At 66.5% G+C, this 20,404-nt stretch carries 9 protein-coding genes and 1 pseudogene; 7 read left to right on the forward strand and 3 right to left on the reverse strand.

Translation table 11 applies throughout. The annotated features are described in order from the left end of the window. Nucleotides 1-2,137 precede the first annotated feature (2,137 nt). Both FMQ63_RS29085 and FMQ63_RS29090 read right to left on the reverse strand, forming a co-directional pair. Nucleotides 2,138-4,324 carry an IPT/TIG domain-containing protein gene (locus FMQ63_RS29085; protein WP_176973847.1) on the reverse strand — a complete coding sequence of 729 codons (2,187 nt, stop codon included), beginning with the start codon at nucleotides 4,322-4,324 and terminating at the stop codon, nucleotides 2,138-2,140. 272 nt (nucleotides 4,325-4,596) lie between these two features. Next, nucleotides 4,597-5,823, reverse strand: a complete 1,227-nt coding sequence (locus FMQ63_RS29090) for a cytochrome-c peroxidase (RefSeq protein WP_081436809.1) — start codon at nucleotides 5,821-5,823, stop codon at nucleotides 4,597-4,599. Between the two features lie 856 nt (nucleotides 5,824-6,679). Between FMQ63_RS29090 and alaS the strand changes: the two genes are divergently transcribed. The 5 genes and pseudogenes from alaS (at nucleotide 6,680) to FMQ63_RS29115 (ending at nucleotide 14,691) form a co-directional block, all read left to right on the forward strand. Further along, a complete protein-coding gene (alaS, locus tag FMQ63_RS29095) occupies nucleotides 6,680-9,376 on the forward strand; it encodes an alanine--tRNA ligase (RefSeq protein ID WP_011555753.1) in 2,697 nt (898 codons plus the stop codon). Further along, nucleotides 9,373-10,026, forward strand: a complete 654-nt coding sequence (locus FMQ63_RS29100) for a hypothetical protein (RefSeq protein WP_011555754.1) — start codon at nucleotides 9,373-9,375, stop codon at nucleotides 10,024-10,026. The genes alaS and FMQ63_RS29100 overlap by 4 nt, the downstream gene beginning before the upstream one ends. Beyond that, a pseudogene (locus tag FMQ63_RS38180) lies at nucleotides 10,023-10,319 on the forward strand (TIGR02266 family protein); the annotation flags it as partial. The gene FMQ63_RS29100 and the pseudogene FMQ63_RS38180, both read left to right, overlap by 4 nt. Nucleotides 10,320-12,263: 1,944 nt before the next feature. Next, nucleotides 12,264-13,904 (forward strand): Hsp70 family protein, encoded by a 1,641-nt coding sequence (locus tag FMQ63_RS29110; RefSeq protein WP_225909993.1) that lies wholly within the window; start codon nucleotides 12,264-12,266, stop codon nucleotides 13,902-13,904. Nucleotides 13,905-14,022: 118 nt separating this feature from the next. After that, nucleotides 14,023-14,691: an outer membrane protein gene (locus FMQ63_RS29115; RefSeq protein WP_011555756.1), complete on the forward strand. Its 669-nt coding sequence runs from the start codon at nucleotides 14,023-14,025 to the stop codon at nucleotides 14,689-14,691. A 12-nt stretch (nucleotides 14,692-14,703) separates the two neighbouring features. On the opposite strand, the gene FMQ63_RS29120 is transcribed toward FMQ63_RS29115, so the two are convergent. Further along, nucleotides 14,704-16,041, reverse strand: coding sequence for a glutamate--cysteine ligase (locus tag FMQ63_RS29120; RefSeq protein WP_011555757.1), 1,338 nt, complete (start codon nucleotides 16,039-16,041; stop codon nucleotides 14,704-14,706). A 58-nt stretch (nucleotides 16,042-16,099) separates the two neighbouring features. Between FMQ63_RS29120 and FMQ63_RS29125 the strand changes: the two genes are divergently transcribed. Together FMQ63_RS29125 and FMQ63_RS29130 are read left to right on the forward strand one after the other, a co-directional pair. Further along, nucleotides 16,100-16,918, forward strand: coding sequence for an EI24 domain-containing protein (locus tag FMQ63_RS29125; protein WP_011555758.1), 819 nt, complete (start codon nucleotides 16,100-16,102; stop codon nucleotides 16,916-16,918). 214 nt (nucleotides 16,919-17,132) lie between these two features. After that, the gene (locus FMQ63_RS29130; RefSeq protein WP_011555759.1) at nucleotides 17,133-20,351 is read left to right on the forward strand and encodes an MXAN_5808 family serine peptidase; all 3,219 of its coding nucleotides are present in this window, start codon (nucleotides 17,133-17,135) and stop codon (nucleotides 20,349-20,351) included. Nucleotides 20,352-20,404: the final 53 nt, after the last annotated feature.

Below are 20,404 nucleotides of genomic sequence, written 5' to 3' on the forward strand. Positions count from 1 at the left end.
TGAGCGTCTCGTGGGCTCGGAGATGTGTATAAGAGACAGGCACAGCATTCGGTGTTGCAACCACCGCCCACGGGAGGCGGAGGAACGTCGGGGTTGCTGAATCCAGCCCCGACGAAGCCATAGAGGGCAACGCCATCGTCCGGAATCACCTGGCGCCCATCCGCGCTGACACTGCCCAGGCCATAGGCATACCAGCCACTACTATTCGCGTCGTAGTTCCAGAAGTTAGCCTTCGCTCCGGGAAGTTCGCCCCGGTAGTTGGCGTAGTAAAGCTTCGCGCCGCTGAAGCCGGGCGATAGCCCTTCGAAGCGTGCGTCGCTTGGCTGGAGCGTAAAGTAGAGCGGCATCTCCAGATTAGGCAGGGGAAAAGGTGCTTGGTTGATGGGCAGCGGGGTAATGTTGATCTCGGTCAACAAGTTGCCCGCGCGGTCACGCACTACTGTTCCCGGCGGCAGCCGCAACTCAAGCCCCGGGATAGCGGGTGTCGTCACCGCGACCTCCTCCGTCGTGGGACTTGGGATGGCGACCGTACCCTGGGGATCCAACCGGGGCATCCACACGGTGTGTCCCAGTGGGTTGGTGACTCCTTCCCGAATTTCGATATGCATGAAGAAAAGGCCATAACGGGTCGAACCGTGATTGGCCGTCTGGCCATTGACCTCCAGGGTCTGCCCTCCCGGATTAAGCCCTTCCAAGAGGAAGCGCCCCTGGGAATCTGTAACAGTAGCAATACCGCGCACTACGATGCGTACGCCCGCAAGTGGCTTGCCATTGAGGCGCAGCACGCGCCCGGACAGAGCAGTGACACCCGAAGCCGCCGTGAGCGGCTCCACCGGAGGCACCTGGGGCTCTCTTGAACGCCAGTCGCCCATGAAATTCTCCGGTCCCGGCAACCACGTTTCCCCATTATCAAAGAAAGGTCGCTCGGGAGCGCGCCACTCGTAGCGTCCGTCCGGGCGCCGCATCTCAGATGGGCGCACCAGGGACACCGGCTGCGCTGTCGCCCTGGCGCGGCCGGGCCGTGGCCGAGGAAGGCGAACGTCCGGCCGTCCCTCGCCCAATGCCAAGCTCGCGGTCGTGAAGCCCACCGAGGTGAGGGGCAGAACCTGCCCTGCTTGGGTCTTCAACCCCTCGACGTAGAGCGTATATATAGTGGCCGGCAGCAGCGACTGCGAGGGACGGAAGAAGAGCAACCGCCCTTCCTCCGCGAGGGTATGGTCACCAGCCACCTCGCCCACAGGCCCCATCAGCGTGACGGCCGTCTCACCATCCTGGGACATGGGCTGGCTCAGGCGCACTGCCAGCAGGGTGTCCACCGGCACTGCGGCCGCACCGTCTACGGGAAGCGAGCCCGCCATCCTCGCTGAGGAGTTCGAATTCGGCAGCCTGTCACGTTCGGCGGCATCCACTCGGACGAACTCGCCCCGGACCGGATCGAACAGTTCCGCAGTGGGCACCGCGCCCGACGCGTCACCGCCCCAGAGCAACACGCGGCCATCCGGCAGCAGCACCGCAGTGTGGCCCGCGCGGGCCACCTGCATGCGGGAGGAGAGCCGCGTCACCTGGAGGGTCCTTGAATCTAGGAGTTCCGCGGTATCGCTAGCCCGTGAATCCACTGTCTCCCCACCGGTGAAGAGCACGCGGCCATCCGTCAACACCGTAGCCGAGTGGCGCGCACGCGCCTCCGTCCGGAGCTCCATCGCGCTCGTGAAGGTCCGAGTGTCTGCGGAAAACCATTCGGCGGTGCCGAGTAGCCGTCCGGCCGCATCGCGTCCCCCCACCACCAAGACCCTGCCATCGGGAACCACCGTCGCAGTCGGATGCGAGCGCGCGAACACCAGGCCATTTTCCAGCGGCTCGGGGACACCGGTCTCCGGCAGGAGCTCCGCGTCACGTGTCGGCTGTTCGCCCCCTAGAAACAACCAGCGCCCGTCCGGCAAGCGCGTTGCACCGCGATCCACTCGCACTGGAGGCCTAACCACGGTCAGCGGTTGCATGAGGTCATCGGGCACCGCAGCGAACGGGACTTCTTCCGCGCAGCCGGTAATCACGCCCAGCAGGGCGAGGCAGGCGACCGCGAGTACACGTCTGATTTGAGGCATGGTCTTTCCAGGTTGAATCAGGGAGGACATGAAGGTCACTTCCGGACATCCGCTTGGGCTGGTGCCGAGGGAGCGCCCGCGGTCTTTATTCCCAAGGAGAGTTGGCCGATGCTGGCTTGGTACGGGTCCACGGTGATGCCGTACGTACCCGTCGTGGGGGGCGTGAAGTTCACCGTGTAGCCAGTGGCGGAGCCCGTGGTTTGGCTCGTCAACTGCGCGCCATCAGGCCTCAGGATGCGCACCAACGTGTTGCTGCCGAAGCTGTTGCCTGTGATTAGCAGCGTCAGGTTGGAATTCGCGTTGGCAGAGAAGGTGTAGAAGCCATCCTGGCCCACCCGCGCAGTGCTGAAGGTGTGAGCGGGGCCATCCACCGTGAGGACGTCTCCCAGCGACGTCGACAGCAACAGGCCCACCGTCGCCGTCACCGTCCCTGATGGATTCACCGTCAGGCTGTATGTGCCCGTCATCGGCAACACCGGCACGTCGCAGTTCCCTGGCACGTAGAAGTTGCTGCAATCAACCAACAGGGTGCCATCTGGCTTGAGCAGCTTAATGACAGCGCTCCCTCCGGCAGGCGTAGTGCTGACACTCGTCACCCCCAGCCCTAGTCGCGCCCCCATCGTGCCGCTGAAAGTGTAACGGCCGTTCTGCCCTGCATTCAGGACCACTGTCGTCTCCACCCCATCGACGGTGCCCGCGCTTCCGCTGGCCTCCTCAACCAATTGGAGCGTCATCTGGCCGATGCTGGCTTGGTACGGGTCCACGGTGATGCCGTACGTGCCCGTCGTTGGGGGCGTGAAGTCCACCGTGTAGCCAGTGGCGGAGCCCGTGGTTTGGCTCGTCAACTGCGTGCCATCAGGCCTCAGGATGCGCACCAACGTGTTGCTGCCGAAGTTGTTGCCTGTGATTAGCAGCGTCAGGTTGGAATTCGCGTTGGCAGAGAAGGTGTAGAAGCCATCCTGGCCCACCCGCGCAGTGCTGAAGGTGTGAGCGGGGCCATCCACCGTGAGGACGTCTCCCAGCGACGTCGACAGCAACAGGCCCACCGTCGCCGTCACCGTCCCTGATGGATTCACCGTCAGGCTGTATGTGCCCGTCATCGGCAACACCGGCACGTCGCAGTTCCCTGGCACGTAGAAGTTGCTGCAATCAACCAATAGGGTGCCATCCGGCTTGAGCAGCCTGATGACAGCGCCCCCTCCGGCAGGCGTAGTGCTGACACTCGTCACCCCCAGCCCCAGGCGCGCCCCCATCATGCCGCTGAATTCATAGATGCCATTCTGGCCTACCTGTCCCGTGAAGGTTGCCGATACCCCGTCCTTCTCCAGCATGCCGCGCACAGCACGCACCAATGCGAAAGACGCATTAAACCCCGTTGTCGTGCCGCTGAGTCGCACCACGAGCGTGTAGACGGTGTCCCTGGTAGCCATCGGAATGTCGAAGACCCCGCCTGCTGCCGCAAGGCTAAAGTTGCCCACCTGCCCGCCCATTTGATCATGGACCACCAGCGTCGCTTGGTTCGCTCCCCCCAGGACCACCGATGTCACCACGAGACTTACCTGCTCCCCCTGCCGCACGGAGAAGCTCAACACCGCCTTACGCGTTGAGTCCGCCAGGGACACAGCACTCGACGCCCCGCCGACTTCAGCTTGGAGTCTGGTGTCTGTCATCGCAGGAACCGCCCCCACGGGGAGCACTAGGAAGTCCTCGGAGCTCGTCGCTCGCCCTGAAGGAGTGGAGACCCGAATCGCGCCCGTCGCGCCCAATTGAGAGACCTTCACCTCCAGCTGTGATGCGGAGGAGGTCAGCACCGAGGCCTGGATGTCTCCGAGGAAGACTCGATTGAAAAGACGGTCGGGGTCGAAGTTACTCCCTGTAATGGTCACCACTGAGTCCACCGGGCCTCCCACTGGAGAGAAACCTGTGATGACGGGGCCAAGTACGGGACTCGTAACAATAAAGTCCTCATGGCTCGGGACCGTCGCCCCATCCACGGTCACACTCACTGGCCCCGTTGTTGCGTTCGCCGGAATCGTCACCACCAGTCGCTGCGGACTCGCCGCAGACACGATGGCATCCACGCCATTGAAACGAACCGTGTTGCCAACCAGTGCCGGGCTGAAGCCCACCCCCGTCAATATCACATCCGCCCCGGGAGGGCCCGCGTTGGGAGTAAAATCGAAGAGCCCCAGCTCCGCTTCGGATAGGCGCTTAATTTCCAAGAGGTTTCCCCCTGGGTCATAAACATACTGAGCGCTGGCGCCCGCCCCGTCATAGACGCCTACCAGACGCCGACTTTCGTCATAGACATACTGAATTGGAGGCCCTGCGTCCCCCAGAGCACTGGACCGGGTCTCCGTTCCTGGCTGAGATGCAGGTGGACCGCCACACGCGGACAACACAAGGACACACCAGAGAGCGCGAACGCAGCTCTCCCAGAAAGTTCGCTTCAAGAACGACTCCTAGCTTGGAATGGGCTGGATGGACGAAAGTGTTACCGGCCAATCCCTGTCGAAGCAGCGGGGCTGGTCAGCGAATGGAGAAAAGCCACAATGTCGGAGCGCTCGGAAGGGGTCATGTCTCCTACCTGAAGCCCCTCAGGCAGGCGATAATACAGCTCTCGTTCAACGGCTTGAATCAGCGTGGGAACACTGCCGTCACGCATGTACGGCGCCGTTACGGCTACGTTGCGGAGGGACGGCGTACGAAACCGCCCCAGGTCAGAAGCCCTCAGGGTCACCACGTATCGCCCCAGCGCCGCCACTTCTGCGCGCGCAGAGACAGCCGCCCGCCGCGCGCCAGGGTCCAGCAGCGCCAGTTCTCGAGCCGCGCCCGCCTGCTTAGCTATGAGGGCCGCGGAAATCTCACCGGCATGGTACGACCCATCCGTGAAGGCTCCGCCCTCGGGCGGGTGGCAGCGCGCGCAGCCCGCCCGGCCTGTGAAGAGCGCGAACCCTCTTCGCTGTTCCGGACGAAGTGCCTGCGCGTCCCCACTAAGAAACTGCTCAAACGGCGAGGGAGGAGGAACCTGCTGGCGCACATAGGCCGCGAGCACCCTAGATACCGTTTCCCGCGTCGCCCCCCTTCCAGGAAAGAGTCGCTCGAATTCCGCTGAATATCGAGCCTGGACAGATGAAATGACAGCTTCCTCTCCTTCCATCCCATGCTCTTCGGCGGTCGTAAGCGGATCGAACATCAACGTCTCTAATGAGGCCCTTCGCCCATCCCAGAAAAACTCACGGGCCGAGGCCAGGCCCCACAGGCTGGGTACGTTCCTAGTACCGGTGCGGTCGAACACACCCCGTGAGACAGGCTTGCCGTCTGTAAAGGCGGCATCAGGTGGATGGCAAGTCGCGCAAGCCACCTTGCCATCTGCGCTCAAGGACGTGTCGATGAAGAGAGCAGCCCCCAGGGAGGCCCAGGCCTTTTCGTCTGGCGGAGATGGCTGCGGCTCGGCGCCGCTGTCCAAAGACGGAACGAGCAGTCCCCATACCGATACCAAACAGACGAGGCGCCTGGAAGACAGACACAAAGCCTGCCACGATTTTCTTTTCACATTCGCGCCATCCCTGTCCCATCTCCCCAAAGTCCACTCAAGCACTCCAAAACGAAAGAAAGGCAAATCCATCCCCAATATCCCCCAAAGGTTCGGATGAGAAATTCGCAGGACCGACCATTCGCTACCCAAGCGAGAACAGGGCCGACGGTTTTCTCGTGCCATCAATAGGCGTTAACGGACCCGTTCGAGGCCCTACTGCCATGAGAGCTACGGAAGCGGTCGATTGCGTGGGAGCCACCTAGGTACAGTCAGCATCTCCCCAATTGAGGATGAGAGTGACCTGTCACCTTCGCTCCAGAGCAGAGTTTGAAACCCGGTGCCAGACGAAATACATCTCTCCACGAGAAGTCCATCTGACTGACTGAGGAGCAACAGTCGTGGTGTCCGACTTCTGCAGCGCCTCATCGTCGAAGCACTCGGATTAGAACCCTGGCACCTGCAATGCCTTACCGCATGCCACCTTACTTTGGTCACTTCCACGCTGCCTTCTGGCAACTCGTGCCCACCGTTCGACAATCTCACGGCATCAAAAACTGTTCCTGCCGCCCCCCCGCTTCTTCCACCTCATATACATGGTCCCCGCCTGTCCCATTACGGTCAGCACGCAGGCGTCACTTCTCATTCACTGGCAAGCACGGTCAAGTAGCCGACAGACTGCTTCGCAAGTTGTTGCGTTGAGCAATTAATGGACCAGCGCCTCATTGGCGAGGTCTGGGCAGACCCAGCGGGCTCCTACCAGCAGCATGACTTCGGTTCACAGGAGCTCGGTTGTCGTGTGTACGCCGCACGCGGCCGTCCACGTTGCGGGATTTACCGTCTGTGGAACTGGATGGGCCACTCTGCACGATTTCGCTCGCGGTGCGTGTCAGGCCCCTCCGGAAACAGCAGCTCGCCCTTCCCGCCAGCCCCCCTCCCAAGCCACCGACCGGGTCAGTCCCGGGTTCCCGGGGTCGTCCGGCACCTCATGCAACCTCCAAGAACTCCTGCGAAGCCGCCTCTTGTGGCATATACCCACACCATGCCTTCCGCCCTGACCGCCTCCGAGATCCGCGAGGCGTTCCTCAAATTCTTCGAGGAGCGCGGCCACCGCCGTGTGGCGTCCTCCTCCCTGGTGCCCGCCAACGACCCGACGCTGATGTTCACCAACGCGGGCATGGTGCAGTTCAAGGACGTCTTCACCGGCCGTGAGACGCGCGACTACCGCCGCGCCACCACGTCGCAGAAGTGCGTGCGCGCCGGCGGCAAGCACAACGACCTCGACAACGTCGGCTTCACCGCCCGGCACCACACATTCTTCGAGATGCTCGGGAACTTCTCCTTCGGCGACTACTTCAAGGCCGACGCCATCGCGTACGGCTGGGAGTTCGTCACCCGGACGCTCGGCCTGTCCACCGACCGGCTCGCCGTCACCGTGTTCAACGGCGAGGGCGGCACCCCCTGGGACGAAGAGGCCTACGAGCTGTGGAAGAAGCAGGGCGTCCCCGCCGAGCGCCTCTACAAGCTCGGCCTCAAGGACAACTTCTGGGCCATGGGCGACACCGGCCCCTGCGGCCCCTGCTCCGAAATCCACTACCACCAGGGCGACGACATCCCCTGTGTCGAAGAGGCCGAGGGCAAGAAGTGTCAGGGCGTCGCATGTGACTGCGACCGGTGGCTCGAAATCTGGAACCTCGTGTTCATGCAGTTCGAGCGCAAGGAGAAGGACGGGCCCCTCATCCCCCTGCCGAAGCCGTCCATCGACACCGGCGCGGGCCTGGAGCGCATCGCCTCCGTCGTCCAGGGCAAGCGGTCCAACTATGAGACGGACCTCTTCCAGAACATCCTCGCCACCGTCAGCGAACTGTGCGGCAAGCCCTACTCGCAGGAGTCTGGCGCGTCCCAGCGCGTGGTCGCGGACCACAGCCGCGCGGCGGCGTTCCTCATCTCGGACGGCGTCCAGCCCTCCAACGAGGGCCGCGGCTACGTCCTGCGCCGCATCATGCGCCGCGCCATCCGGCACGGCACCCAGCAGTTGGGCCTGGAGGACGTCTTCTTCTTCAAGGTCGTCGACCGCGTCATCGAGCTGATGGGCGACGCCTACCCCGAGCTCCGGGAGAGCCGCACCTTCGTCCTGGAGGTCTGTCGGCACGAGGAGACGAGCTTCCGCCAGACGCTCAGCCGCGGCCTCAAGCTCATCGAGGAGGAGCTGTCCGAGCTGCAGAAGGCCGGCGGCAAGCAGCTCTCCGGCGACGTCGTCTTCCTACTCCACGGCACCTACGGCTTCCCATGGGACCTTACGCAGATCATCGCCCGGGAGCGCGGCCTCGACGTGGACCTGGTCCGCTTCGAGGAGCGCCTCAAGGAAGAGGCGGACAAGAACAAGTTCGCGGGCTCTGGCGACAAGGCCACGGGCGAGGTCTACCTGAAGCTGGCGGAGCGGCTCGGGACGACGGAGTTCCTCGGCTATGAGGGCGAGGGACACGAAGGCGAAGGCAGCATCCGGGCCATCGTCAAGGACGGCGCCGAAGTCACGCAGGCCACGCAAGGCGACACGGTGGAGCTGGTCCTGGACCGCACGCCCTTCTACGGCGAGTCCGGTGGCCAGATGGGCGACACCGGCCGCATCGTCGGCCACGGCGGCAAGGCGGTGGCCAAGGTCACCGACGCGCAGCGCCCCGTGCCGGGCCTCGTGGTCCACTCGGTGGAAGTCTCCGAGGGCACCTTCAAGGTCGGCGACATGGTCCAGGCCGGCGTGGACTCGGAGCGCCGCAAGTCCATCCGTGCGAACCACTCCGCGACGCACCTGCTCCACAAGGCGCTCAAGCTCGTGCTCGGTGAGCACGTGAAGCAGGCGGGTTCCGTCGTAGCGCCGGACTACCTGCGCTTCGACTTCGCGCACTTCTCGCCCGCCACGTCCGCGCAGCTTGAGCAGGTCGAGGACCTGGTCAACGGCTGGATTCGCGACAACGCGGGGGCCGAGACGCGCGTCATGAGCCTGGAGGACGCGAAGAAGTCCGGCGCCGTCGCCATGTTCGGCGAGAAGTACGGCGAGACGGTTCGCGTCGTCACCGTACACCCCGAGTCCACCGAGCTGTGCGGCGGCACCCACGTGCGCCGCAGCGGTGACATCGGCCTGTTCAAGATTGCCAGCGAGAGCGGCGTCGCGTCCGGCGTGCGCCGCATCGTCGCGCTGACGGGCATCGGCGCGCTCCAGCACGTCCGCGAGCAGGAACACGAGCTGCGCAAGGTAGCCGAGCTGCTCAAGTCGAACCCGAAGGAAGTCTCCAAGCGCGTCGAAGCGACCCAGAAGCGCGTGAAGGAACTGGAGCGCAAGGTCGAGGAAGTGGCCGTCAAGGCGCAGACGGCCAGCAGCAAGGACCTGCTGGAGCAGGCTCGCGATGTGAATGGCATGAAGGTCCTGGCCACCCAGGTGGACGCAGCGGATGACAACGTCCTGCGCGGCATGGCGGACCAGCTCCGTGACCGCATCCGCTCGGGCGTGGTCGCCATCGGCGGCGAGAAGGACGGCCGGGCCATCATCCTGGTCGCGGCCACCAAGGACGTCGTGGCCAAGGGCATCAACGCCGGCGCGCTGGTGCGCGAGATGGCCAAGGAAGTCGGCGGCAAGGGCGGCGGCAAGGCCGAGATGGCCCAGGCTGGTGGCCCTGATGCCTCGAAGCTCCCCGCGGCGCTGGAGAAGCTGTACGAGTTGGTGAAGGGCGTGGGCACCGCGTGATGAACCACCGGGCCTCCGCTTCCGTGGCGCTCCTGGCGGCCACCCTCGTCCTGGGTGGCTGCAAGGAGGAGTCCGTGCCTGACTACACGGGTACGGGTGACGACCGGACGCTTCAGAAGCTCCGCCAGGAAGTGGACCGGGTGAACCAGGGCGGCCGTCCCTCCCAGGGCCCCGAGGCCACGCGCGGAGACCCGAACGCGAACCTCGCGGGCCTGGCCGCGGGCATCAACGTCCCCACCGAGCGCGCATGGGAGCTTCCCGCCCCCAACGACGCCGTGCACTTGGAGACCCTGTCCGTGAAGCTCACCGGACTGGACGCGTCGCACTCGGTGAAGGGCTCGGGGAAGGTGAGCCTGACCTCCGAGGACCTGTTCTTCCGCGTTCAACTCATGACGCAGAACGTGGGCGGCGCGTCGCTCACCCTGGACCTGGACGGGGCGAAGCTCTTCGGGGCTGAAGGCCAGTCGTACACCGTGGCCCGGGATGCCCAGGTCGTCGGGGGCACCCGCCCCCTTCGGCGCACCTGGGCTCCGGATGAGCGCACCGACGTGGTCCTCCTGTTCGAGCTTCCTCCGGAGGCCCTTCGGGACGACGGGCTACACCTGTTGCTTCAGGGCTCCGGGGGGGATGTGCGGATTCCCTTGAAATGAGCGGGACAGCGTCCAAGCTCCTCCCGCTTCGCATCCGCCTCCCGTACACGACGGAGGAGGAGTTTATCGACAAGTACGGCTCGAACGTGGCGCGCGGTGGCGTGTTCGTTGCCACGCGCGCCATGAAGCCCGAAGGTACCGGGCTGGCGTTCGAGTTCGTCCTTGCCGATGGGACACGCCTGCTTCGCGGCGAAGGCGTCGTCGTGAAGGCCCAGGTGGACGCGGTGGGCGGGCGTACCGGCATGACGGTGCGCTTCGTGAAGCTGGACGCTGCGAGCAAGGCGCTCATCGACCGGGTGGTGTCGAAACGTACCGGAAGCGCGGAGCCACAAGCTCCCGCCCAGGTCACGCTCCCGCCTCCGGCCCCTGCACCCGCGCCACCTCCGGGACTCGTTCGCCGCACACCCGGCGCGAAGGCTTCGAATGCGGTGCGTGCCTCGACTCCCCCCCGCGAGCCCTCGCGGGAGGATGCGCGCGTCGAAGGCACGCCGACGGGAGTTCCTGACGCGGTAGCTGCCAACGGAGCCGATCTCGCGAGCACGGTGGCGGTGCCGGAACTCACGCCCAGTTCCGAGACTGCTACGGCGGATGATGACGCACGCGCGGAAGCGCCGGACTCCGGCACGGCTGCTCCGTCCTCCGAGTCCGAGCAAGTGCCGGATGAGCCTGCGTCCAGCACGGACGCGCATGCGGTGTCCGGTGAGGCGGACACGGGCTCACTTGATGCCTCTGACGCGTTCGGCGGGAGTGCTTTCACTGATTCAGGGGCTCCGAGCACACAAGATGCGGACGCACGTCCGGGACCTGTCGCTCCGCGCTTTGAAGCTGATTCGAGTGACGGGCTCGACTTCGCCATCACCGCGAGCCTCGCGGCGTCCGAGGATGAAGGTAGCAATGCGAATGCCGTAGCCGAGCGACACGGCCTCGGTGAGCCCGCCAAAGCGGCACTCGTCCCGGTGAATTCGTCAACCGACGCCGGCACTGCGCCGTCAGCGACCGCGACTCCGGACGTGACGGCGAAAGCCTCCGACGCACTGGCCTCGAGCGAGCCAGTGGAGCCGCCTCAAACGCTGCTTCGTGTCCCGCCCGAGTTGGAGACAGGCGACGATGCGCATGCAGCAGCCGAGCCCCCCACCTCCGCGCCCGCGCGCCCTGTATCCCTGCCTGGTCCTGGTGGACGCGCGCCCTCTGAACTCGACGAAGCCGTCGGTGACGAAGCTTCCGCCCCAGCAACGGATGCAGATGCAGCGGCGCCCCACGGAGCATCTGTCACTCAGGCGAACACCCCAATCGTCGCGGAAGCTGGCACGCCTGCAACGGCGGAACCCTCCGCGACGACGCCAGTTACGGGTACTGCTCCCGCCAACGAAGCAGCCACGGAACCCTCCGCGACATCTGCGACGACGAGCTCCGAGCCCACCGCCAAGGGCAGCGATACATCCACGATTCGAGCAACCGCCGAGGCATCGACCACAAGCGTCGAGCCCGACACCGACGAGGGCAACGAAACAGCCCCGACATCCTCCGGGACGGCGGCGCCCGCGAGCGAAACGCGCGATGCCAAAGCAGGCGACGCATCACCGACTGAAACGCCAACTGCCACTTCGATCACAAGCGTCGAGCCCACCACCGAGGCAGGTCACGTAGCATCCCCGGAGGCGTCCGCGACGGCCGCGCCTCCTCGTGCACAGTCCGACGCCGAAGCAGGCGACGCATCCACCACTCAGCCCCCCGCCGCGACGTCACCACTGAGCGATGCGCCCGTCGCCGAGGCAAGCAACGAGGCAGCTACCGAGCCCCAAGCAGCAGCGCCGACCACCGAACAAAGTGGCCCGAGTGTCGCGTCCGAATCTACGACGACGACCCACACGGATGACCCGTCCGGCAGTGCTCCCGGCGAGGCAGCATCCGCACAGGCGATGGCCGCGCTCCCGAGCGCACCTGGCGTCGACAAGACGGCGCACGCCGCTCCAGGCGCGAACTCCGCTGAGCGTTCGCAGGGCGCCTCCACATCAGGTGACACACCGCCCCAGGCGGCAGCCAGTGCAGCCCCCGCGGCCGAGTCGAGTCCGCCACCAGAGCCAACACTCGCGACTGCCGAGCCGCATGAGCGCACCACCGCTACCGAAAGCGTGCGCCCCGGCGTGGCCTCGGATGAAGCTTCTCTGTTCAACACGGAAGCAGCCCCAGCCCGCACCGAATCCGAGCCCACGCCCCCCGTCCCTCAGGACGCGGACGTGCCACGCAACCGCCGCCGTGCCCTGCTCGAAGTCCCCCTTCCCCAGCCGGCCTCGACGCCCGCGCTCCCTGAGGTCGTGCTGGGCATCGACCTGGGCACCTCACATGCGCGCGTCGCCGTCGTCCAGGACGGGACACCCAAGCTCATTCCCCTCCCCGGCACCACCACCACGGACCTTCCCGCGCTCATCGCGGTGAACGGAACCGGCGACCTCGTCGTCGGCGCCACGGCTCAGACGGAAGGCCAACGTGCCCCCCGCCGTGCCATCTCCGGTCTCAAGCGGCTGCTGGGTCTGAAGCCGCGTTCTCCGCAACTTCGCTGGCTCGCCCCGTTGCTCCCCTTCCCCGTCACCACGGACACGAATGGGGACTCCGCCGTGGAGGTCCGAGGCCGCGTCATCTCACCCATTCTCTTCACGGCCATGCTGCTTCGCGAGCTGAAGCATGCCGCCGCGACGCACCTGGGCCGCAAGGCAACCCGCGCCGTCATCTGTGCCCCCACGCACTTCACCGACCGCCAGTGCGCGGCCCTTCGCGAAGCCGCCACGCTCGCGGGGCTCGATGCCCAGCGCATCCTCATCGCCCCCGCGGCGGCAGCGCTCGCGTATGCACATGGCCGAGGGCTCGCGCGAAAGCGGGTGCTCGTCGTGGACCTGGGCGGTGGCGGTCTCCAGGTCTGCGTGGTGCAAGTCACAGGCGATGACCTCGAGGTCATTACCACCGGAGGCGACGCCACCCTCGGCGGTATGGACTTCGATGCGCGCATCGCCGAGGCCATCGCCAGCGACCTCTCGGAACAGGGCGTGCCCAAGCCGGACCATCCCTTCGACTGGGCCCCCCTGCGCACCGCCGCCGAGTCCACGAAGGTGGCCCTCTCCAGCCAGGAGCAGGTGGACGTCACCCTCCCCTCGGGAACCGTGCCCCCCATCAACCGGGAGCGAGTCGAAGCCCTCACCGCCGACCTCGCCCAGCGCGTCACCACCGTGGTCCGCGACGTGCTCGAATCCAATGCGCTCTCCCCCCAGGGGCTGGACGCGGTGCTGCTCGTCGGCGGGCAGAGCGCCGCGCCGCTGGTCCGCCGCCGGCTCGAAGAGAGCCTGGGCGTGAGCGTGCGCGACGACGTGGACACTCGAGGCAGCGTGGCCCTGGGCGCCGCGCTGCTCGGACAGGGGCTTCTGCTGGCCGCGGCCGGCAAGCCCGCGGCCACTGTCTCCGAGGTGCTGTCCTCGCCGCTCGCCGTCGCCGAGCGCGGTGGCACCTTGCGCCGCGTCCTCGAACGGAACACCCGCCTGCCCGCCACCAAGACGCTGGTGCTTCCCGCCGTGCCGGGTCCACTCGAGCTGGCCCTCTTCCAGGGGGCAGTCACGCAGGCGTCCGACGCCGAGTACCTCGGCCGGCTCACCCTCAACGTGGAGCGCGCGGGTGAGGTGGAACTTCACCTCGCCCTCTCAGTCGATGGAGCCCTGTCGCTCGAAACCACCCTGCCTGGCATGAAGCGGCACGCGGTGTCTCTGGCCACGGAGCACTTGGACGACGCGACCTTCGACGCGCTCATCGCCCGCTCGCCGCTGGCCGCTGAGCCGGAGCGACGCCCGGGTGGCGTGCTGTCCGGACTGAAGAAGCTCTTCGGCCGCCGCTGAGCCCCTCCTCGCTCGTCCGCGCACAAGTCACGGCGCCCTTCGCCCCGTGGGCCGATGCGCCCGCGGCCATCCAGGCCACCGTGCGTCCCTGTGGCTCTCTCTGTAGCCGTGGCGACAGATGGCCAGCTTTCCGGTGACTGATTTTCCGGGGAGGAATGCGATGCGACGTTCGATTGTGGGTGGAGCCGCCGCGGCGGCGCTGGGCATGGCGGGACCTGCCTTCGCCATCGAGGCACAGCAGGTGGGCGAGCGGCTGCGCGTCAAGGAGCGGCCGCTGGTGGGCGTCGACGTCCGACTGGGTCTCGGCAACTTCACCGGAGACCTCGGCAGCAACACCAAGGTGGGCCCGCTGCTGGGCATCAACGCCAGCGCCTATCCCTGGCAGTACGGAGGCGTCGAGGTCGGCTACGAAGGCCAGCGCTTCCCCATCGACGACTCGCGCCTGCGCAACAACGGCGATGGCGAAGGCGTCTGGCGCCACAACGCCACCCTGCTCGCCAAGGCGGGACCGCTCATCGACGAAAAGTGGCGCCCCTTCGTCGGCGCGGGCGTCGGCCTGAGCTACCTCAACCCCTCTGACGGCGCGGACCGCTTCTACAACAATGACTGGCAGACGGAGCTCCCGCTGGCCGCGGGCCTGGACTACCGCTTCGGCAACCTGGTGGCCGGCGCGCGCGCCACGTATCGGTTCGTCGGCGGGGAGGGCCTCCTCCGAAACCCCATCACCAACGCCGACGAGAAAGGCAGTCTCCTCAACGGCAATGTGATGATTGGCGGGCAGTTCTAGCCCGCCCCCATGTCACAGGCTGAAGCCGTCCAGCAGCGCCTCGGGGCGGGGATTCTTCTCCCACGCCTCGAGCACCGCCACCGCGGGCGAACGCCCCGACGCGGCCACCGCGTCCAGCGCGTCCAGCAGGGGCGCATCCTGCGCATCCAGCCGCATCAAGCCCCGGCGGGAGATGGCCAGCATCTCCGCCGCCAGGCGGTGCAGCTCCTGCGAACCCAGCCGGCCGCCCAGCCCCTCGCGCCGCGCCGTATCATGGAAGGCCAGGTGCTCGGCGTAGGTCAGCTTCGGCAACAGGCGCTCGGCCTCCTCCAGCGCGGTGGCGTCGTACAGGATGCCGCGCCAGAGGGCGGCGAGCGCTCCCGTCATCGCGGGGTTCACGCAGTCCGCGCCGCGCACCTCGATCACCGTCTTCAGCCGCACCTCGGGGAAGAGCGTGGACAGGTGGTCCGTCCAGTCGTTCAGGTCGGGCGGCTTGCCCTCGAAGCCCTCCTTCATCAACTGCCGGAAGGTCAGCTTCGGGTACAGGTACTCGTTGTTGCGCCGCAGGAAGAGCAGCGGCGCGTCCAGCGCCCACTCCACATAGGCGCGATACGAGAACGAGCCGTCGAAGAACGCGGGCAGGTAACCACATCGCGTGGGGTCCACCTCGTCCCAAACGCGGTTGCGGAAAGACAGGTAACCCGACGGCTTGCCCTCCACGATGGGGCTGTTGGCGTACAGCGCATTCATCAGCGGGGCAAGCCGCGCCACCACCACCGTCTTGCGGACACAGTCCGCCTCGTCCGCCCAGTCCAGGGACACCTGGCCGGTGGACGTCATCAACATCATGTTCAGCGCCAGCCGGCCGCGCTCCGGCAACGTGCGGCGCATGATGAGGTAGCGCGTCTTCGGCATCCACGGCATCTGCGCCGTCGTACCGAAAGGGCGGTAGCCCAGGAAGACGAGCCGCAAGCCCAGCTCCTTCGCGGCGGAGGACACCTCCGACAGGTGCGTCAGGTTCTCCGCATGCGCCTCGCGCGCGGTGACGAAGGGGCTTCCGGACAGCTCCACCTGGCCGCCGGGCTCCAGGGAGATGGTGGCGCCACCGCGCTGCAGCGCGATGACGGGCGACTCCGGCGTCTCCCGAAACGGCGTGTAGCCCGCCGAGGCCACCCGGTTCAGCAGCGCGCCGACGCCCCGCTCGCCTTCATAGGTCGGCGGCTCCGCGGCGCCCACCGGGTAGAGGAACTTCTCGTGCTCGAGCCCCAGACGGTGCGCACCGCTGGGCTTCTCGGCGGCTCGGAATCCAGCCAACAGCATGTCGACGGAGGAGATGGGCTCTGAGGCCGCGCGCTTGAGGTCGAGTGACATGGGCGCGCCCTATATAACCTAGACTTTTGGACCCGCCCGGATTTGCGCACTGGCCTTTATGAGCCCACACTCCACCCTCCCCACCATCTCCCCCCAGCCCCGCCTGTCCGATTTCTTCCAGGGAATGGGGCTCCTCGGCCGGGCCTTCTCCCTCATCCTGCGCGACCGTCGGCTGTTCCTGCTGTCCGCGCTCTGTGCCGCCGTCACCGCCGCCGCGCTCGTGGGGCTCGCTTGGCTGCTGTGGCGCTACGCCCCCGGTGCCCTGGAATCCGTCTGGACCCGCCCGGAGAGCTGGTACGGCCAGGCCGCCTGGACCGCGGTGCTGGTGTTGTCCGGCCTGGTGCTCTGGGTCGTGGGCGCCAACGTGCTGCCGCCCCTATTGCTGGCCCCGCTCCAGGATCCACTGTCTGAGCTGACCGAAGAGGCCTGTGGCGGCGGCCCAGGCGCCTCCTTCACCGTGGCGGGTTTCGTCCGGGGGCTCGTCACCGGCATCGCCCATACGCTCGCGCGGCTGTTCTTCCTCCTCGCGGGCCTGGCGGTGCTCCTGCCCCTCCACTTGATACCGGGGGTGGGCAGCGTGCTGTGGACGGTCCTCGCCAGCCTGTACACCATGACGTGGATGGCGGGTGAGTACCTGGCCGCCCCCATGACGCGTCACCTGTATCCCTTCGCCGAGGTGCGCCGGATGCTGCGCGAGCGCCGGGCGCTCTGCCTGGGCCTGGGCGCGGGCATCTACGTGCTGCTCTGGGTCCCCATCCTCAACGCCTTCTTCCTCCCGGTGGCCATCGTCGCCGGCACCCTGCTCTATGGCGGGCTGCGCGAGGCCCGGCTGCTGGCGCCCCCTCCTGGGGAGTCCACTACCGCTGCGTTGAAATAAACGCCCGAGCCGGGTGTCCAACCCGGGGAACCGGGAACGCAATGCCCGCCAGGGACGTTCTGCTCCACCAGCAGAGAGGCGATGCCTTGAAGCACCAGGAGCCCGTGATTAGGCTTGCCCGGCCGCTTACAGTGTTCGCCTACTCGGTATAAACGGTCGAAATCTCAAGGCTTCTCGCCACACCCGGGGTGCCGGACAGCGCGCCCCAGCTTGGATGAACCAAATGCCGCGTTTCCTCCGCCGAATCACAGCCGTTGCCGTGCTCCTCGGCGCCTGGGCCCTGGTGGGCAGCAACCGGGCTCCCTTGCCGCTGACCATGGGTGCAGCCGAGGCCGGGCAAGGCTCGTGGGACGGCAGTCTTCCTACCGTCAAAGGCGAGAAGGCACCGCACGACCTCAACAGCCTGCGCGTCCTGACGAAGGTCATCCTCTACGTGAAGGAGAACTACGTCGACCCCAAGCGGGTGAAGCCGAAGGAGATGATGATCGCCTCGCTGGAGTACGTCGAGAAGAGCGTTCCCGACGTGCTCGTGGACGGCAACGCGGAGACGGGCAAGCTCAACGTCAACGTGAACGGCAAGCAGCGCGAGTTCGACATCGCCCACGTGGACTCGCTGTGGAAGATGTCCTTCGCGCTCAAGGACGTCTTCGACTTCCTGTCGAAGAACATGCGGCCCATCGAGGACACGCGCGACGTGGAGTACGCGGCCGTCAACGGCATGCTGTCCACGTTGGATCCGCACTCGGTGCTGCTGCGCCCGGAGCTGTACCGGGAGATGAAGCTGTCCACCAAGGGTGAGTTCGGCGGCCTGGGCTTCGTCATCCAGATGCGCGAGGGCAACCTCACCGTGGTCAAGGTGATCCCGAAGACGCCCGCGCACCGCTCCGGCATCCAGAAGGACGACCGCATCAAGAAGATTGGCGAGGAGTCCACCGTCAACATGGACCTCAACGAGGCCGTGTCGAAGCTGCGCGGCCCGGTGGACAGCCGCATCACCATCACCGTGGAGCGCGACGGCTGGGACAAGCCCCGCATCATGACGCTCTCGCGCGCCATGATTTCCATCGAGAGCGTGCAGCACAAGATGCTCTCCAACAACGTGGGCTACATCCGCCTGAAGAACTTCCAGGGCAACACCACCCGCGACCTCGAGGCGGCGCTGACGCAGCTGCGCAAGCAGGCGGACGCGAAGGGCGGCTTCAAGGGCCTGGTGCTCGACATGCGCGGCAACCCGGGCGGCCTCTTGGAGCAGGCCATCCAGGTGTCCGACACGTTCCTGTCCAGCGGCACCATCGTCGCGACGGTGGGCCTGTCCGACAAGCTGCGCGAGGAGAAGCGCGCGCGCGCCACGGACGGAGAGGACAGCTACCCCATCGCCGTGCTGGTGAACGCTGGCAGCGCCTCCGCGTCCGAAATCGTCGCCGGCGCGCTGAAGAACCTCGACCGCGCGACCATCATCGGCCGTCAGACGTTCGGCAAGGGCAGCGTGCAGGTGCTGTACGACTTCCCGGATGACAGCGCGCTGAAGCTGACCATCGCCAAGTACCTGACCCCGGGCGACGTCTCCATCCAGGAGGTCGGTATCGTCCCGGACATCCAGCTGGTCCCCACCCGCGCCACCGATGAGCGCGTGGACGTGTTCGCGCCGCGCCGCTCCATGGGCGAGGCCGACCTGGACCAGCACTTCGGCAACCCGGACTCCAGCACCGTCGCCAAGAAGCGCGAGGACGTGCTCAACCGCGAGAAGCCGCTGGAGAGCCTCAAGTACCTGAAGGTGGACGAGAAGCAGGCCCAGGCCACCGCCAAGAAGGAAGAGGGCAAGGCCCCGCCGAAGACGGCCGCCAACGCCAAAAAGCACGGGGACAAGGACCCGCTGCTGGACGTGGACGTGGCCGGCATGGGTGAGGACCTGGACGACCAGCTCGACGCCGAGGCCCAGGAGGAGATCAAGGAGGACTTCGAGGTCCAATTCGCCCGCGACTTCGTGCTGCGCGCTCCGGCCACCACGCGCAAGGAGCAGCTCAAGCAGGGCAAGGCGTTCATCGACCAGAAGCGCGCCGAGGAGGAGTCCCGCATCAACGCCGCCATCGCCGCGCTGGGCGTGGACTGGAGCGCGGGGCCCACGCCGAAGAACGTGCAGATGGCCGTGTCGCTGACGCCGGGCCCGGACGCGAAGATTCTCGCGGGCGAGGTGATGGAGATGGCGCTGACCGCGGAGAACCGTGGCACCGAGCCGCTCAAGCGCGTGCGCGCCTGGACGGAGAGCGACAACGCCTTCCTGGACCGCCGCGAGTTCCTCTTCGGTGCGTTGGCGCCGGGTGAGAAGAAGACGTGGAAGGTGAAGGTGCGCCTGCCCAAGGACCTCACCAGCCGCCGCGACGACGTGACGGTGCGCTTCTTCGATGACCACGGCGCCCTGCCTGAGACGCGGGTGGCCGAGCTCAACTTCGTGGAGCTGCCCCGCCCCGCCTTCGCCTTCAACTGGCAGGTCATCGACGACTGCGCCACCTGCAACGGCGACGGCACGGTGCAGCGCGGAGAGACTGTATCTGTGCTGCTCGACGTGACGAACGCGGGCACCGGCACGGCGCTCGACTCGTTCACGCAGATCAAGAATGGCGGCGACGCCAACATCTTCATCGAAAAGGGCCGCTTCAAACTGGGCGAGCTGAAGCCCGGTGAGACGAAGACGGCGCGCTTCCAGTTGGAGGTGAAGAAGGGCTTCAAGGGCAACACCTTCCCGCTGAAGCTGGCCATCATCGACGAGCCGCTCGAGGAGTTCGTGATGGAGAAGCTGGAGCTGCCCGTCACCGACGCCGCGATCGCCACGATGGAGCCGAAGAAGGGCCTCATCCGCGTGGGCGACAAGGTGGACCTGTATGGCGCCCCCGCGCAGGGTGCGCGCGCGGTGGCGAAGCTGAGCGGGACGACGGTGCTGCCCGCCGAGGCGGTCACCAAGGGCTACTACCGCGTGGAGCTGGAGAAGGACCGCTTCGCCTTCGTGCGCAGCCAGGACGCGAAGGAGCTGAAGACGGGCAAGGCCACCACCCCGAAGGCCACGCTGGTCACCAACCACCGCCCGCCCGACATCCGCCTGGACGTGGATCCGGCCGCTGGCGGCATGGTCGCCAACGGGGACAAGTTCACGCTCTCCGGCGTGGTGACGGACCCCCACGGGTTGCTGGACGTCTACGTGCTGGTGAACGACCAGAAGGTCTACTTCAAGGGCGTGGACCCCAAGGGCGCCGAGCCGAACACGCTGAAGTTCTCCACGGAGTTCGCGCTGAAGGAGGGCAACAACAACGTGCTGGTGGTGGCACGCGAGGACAACGACTTCGCCAGCCGCCGCACGCTGGTCATCCGCCGCCGCCCGGCCGAGGTCGCCCAGAAAATGGCCTCGCCTGCCGGTAGCCCCGCCAACAAGCCGCAGTAGGCGCCCCGCGCCCACCTGGCGCGCCGCCTCCTTCCGGGCGGCCTTTCCAGCGG

It is taken from the genome of Myxococcus sp. CA005 (genome assembly GCF_006518205.1).
Lineage (GTDB): Bacteria > Myxococcota > Myxococcia > Myxococcales > Myxococcaceae > Myxococcus > Myxococcus xanthus.

What these genes read in the sequence shown, in the direction of transcription:
- FMQ63_RS29090 (WP_081436809.1), bottom strand. Translation starts at nt 5,823, where the DNA reads ATGGCACGAGAAAACCGTCGGCCCTGTTCTCGCTTGGGTAGCGAATGG.
- alaS (WP_011555753.1), top strand. Translation starts at nt 6,680, where the DNA reads ATGCCTTCCGCCCTGACCGCCTCCGAGATCCGCGAGGCGTTCCTCAAA.
- FMQ63_RS29115 (WP_011555756.1), top strand. Translation starts at nt 14,023, where the DNA reads ATGGCCAGCTTTCCGGTGACTGATTTTCCGGGGAGGAATGCGATGCGA.
- FMQ63_RS29120 (WP_011555757.1), bottom strand. Translation starts at nt 16,041, where the DNA reads ATGTCACTCGACCTCAAGCGCGCGGCCTCAGAGCCCATCTCCTCCGTC.
- FMQ63_RS29125 (WP_011555758.1), top strand. Translation starts at nt 16,100, where the DNA reads ATGAGCCCACACTCCACCCTCCCCACCATCTCCCCCCAGCCCCGCCTG.
- FMQ63_RS29130 (WP_011555759.1), top strand. Translation starts at nt 17,133, where the DNA reads ATGAACCAAATGCCGCGTTTCCTCCGCCGAATCACAGCCGTTGCCGTG.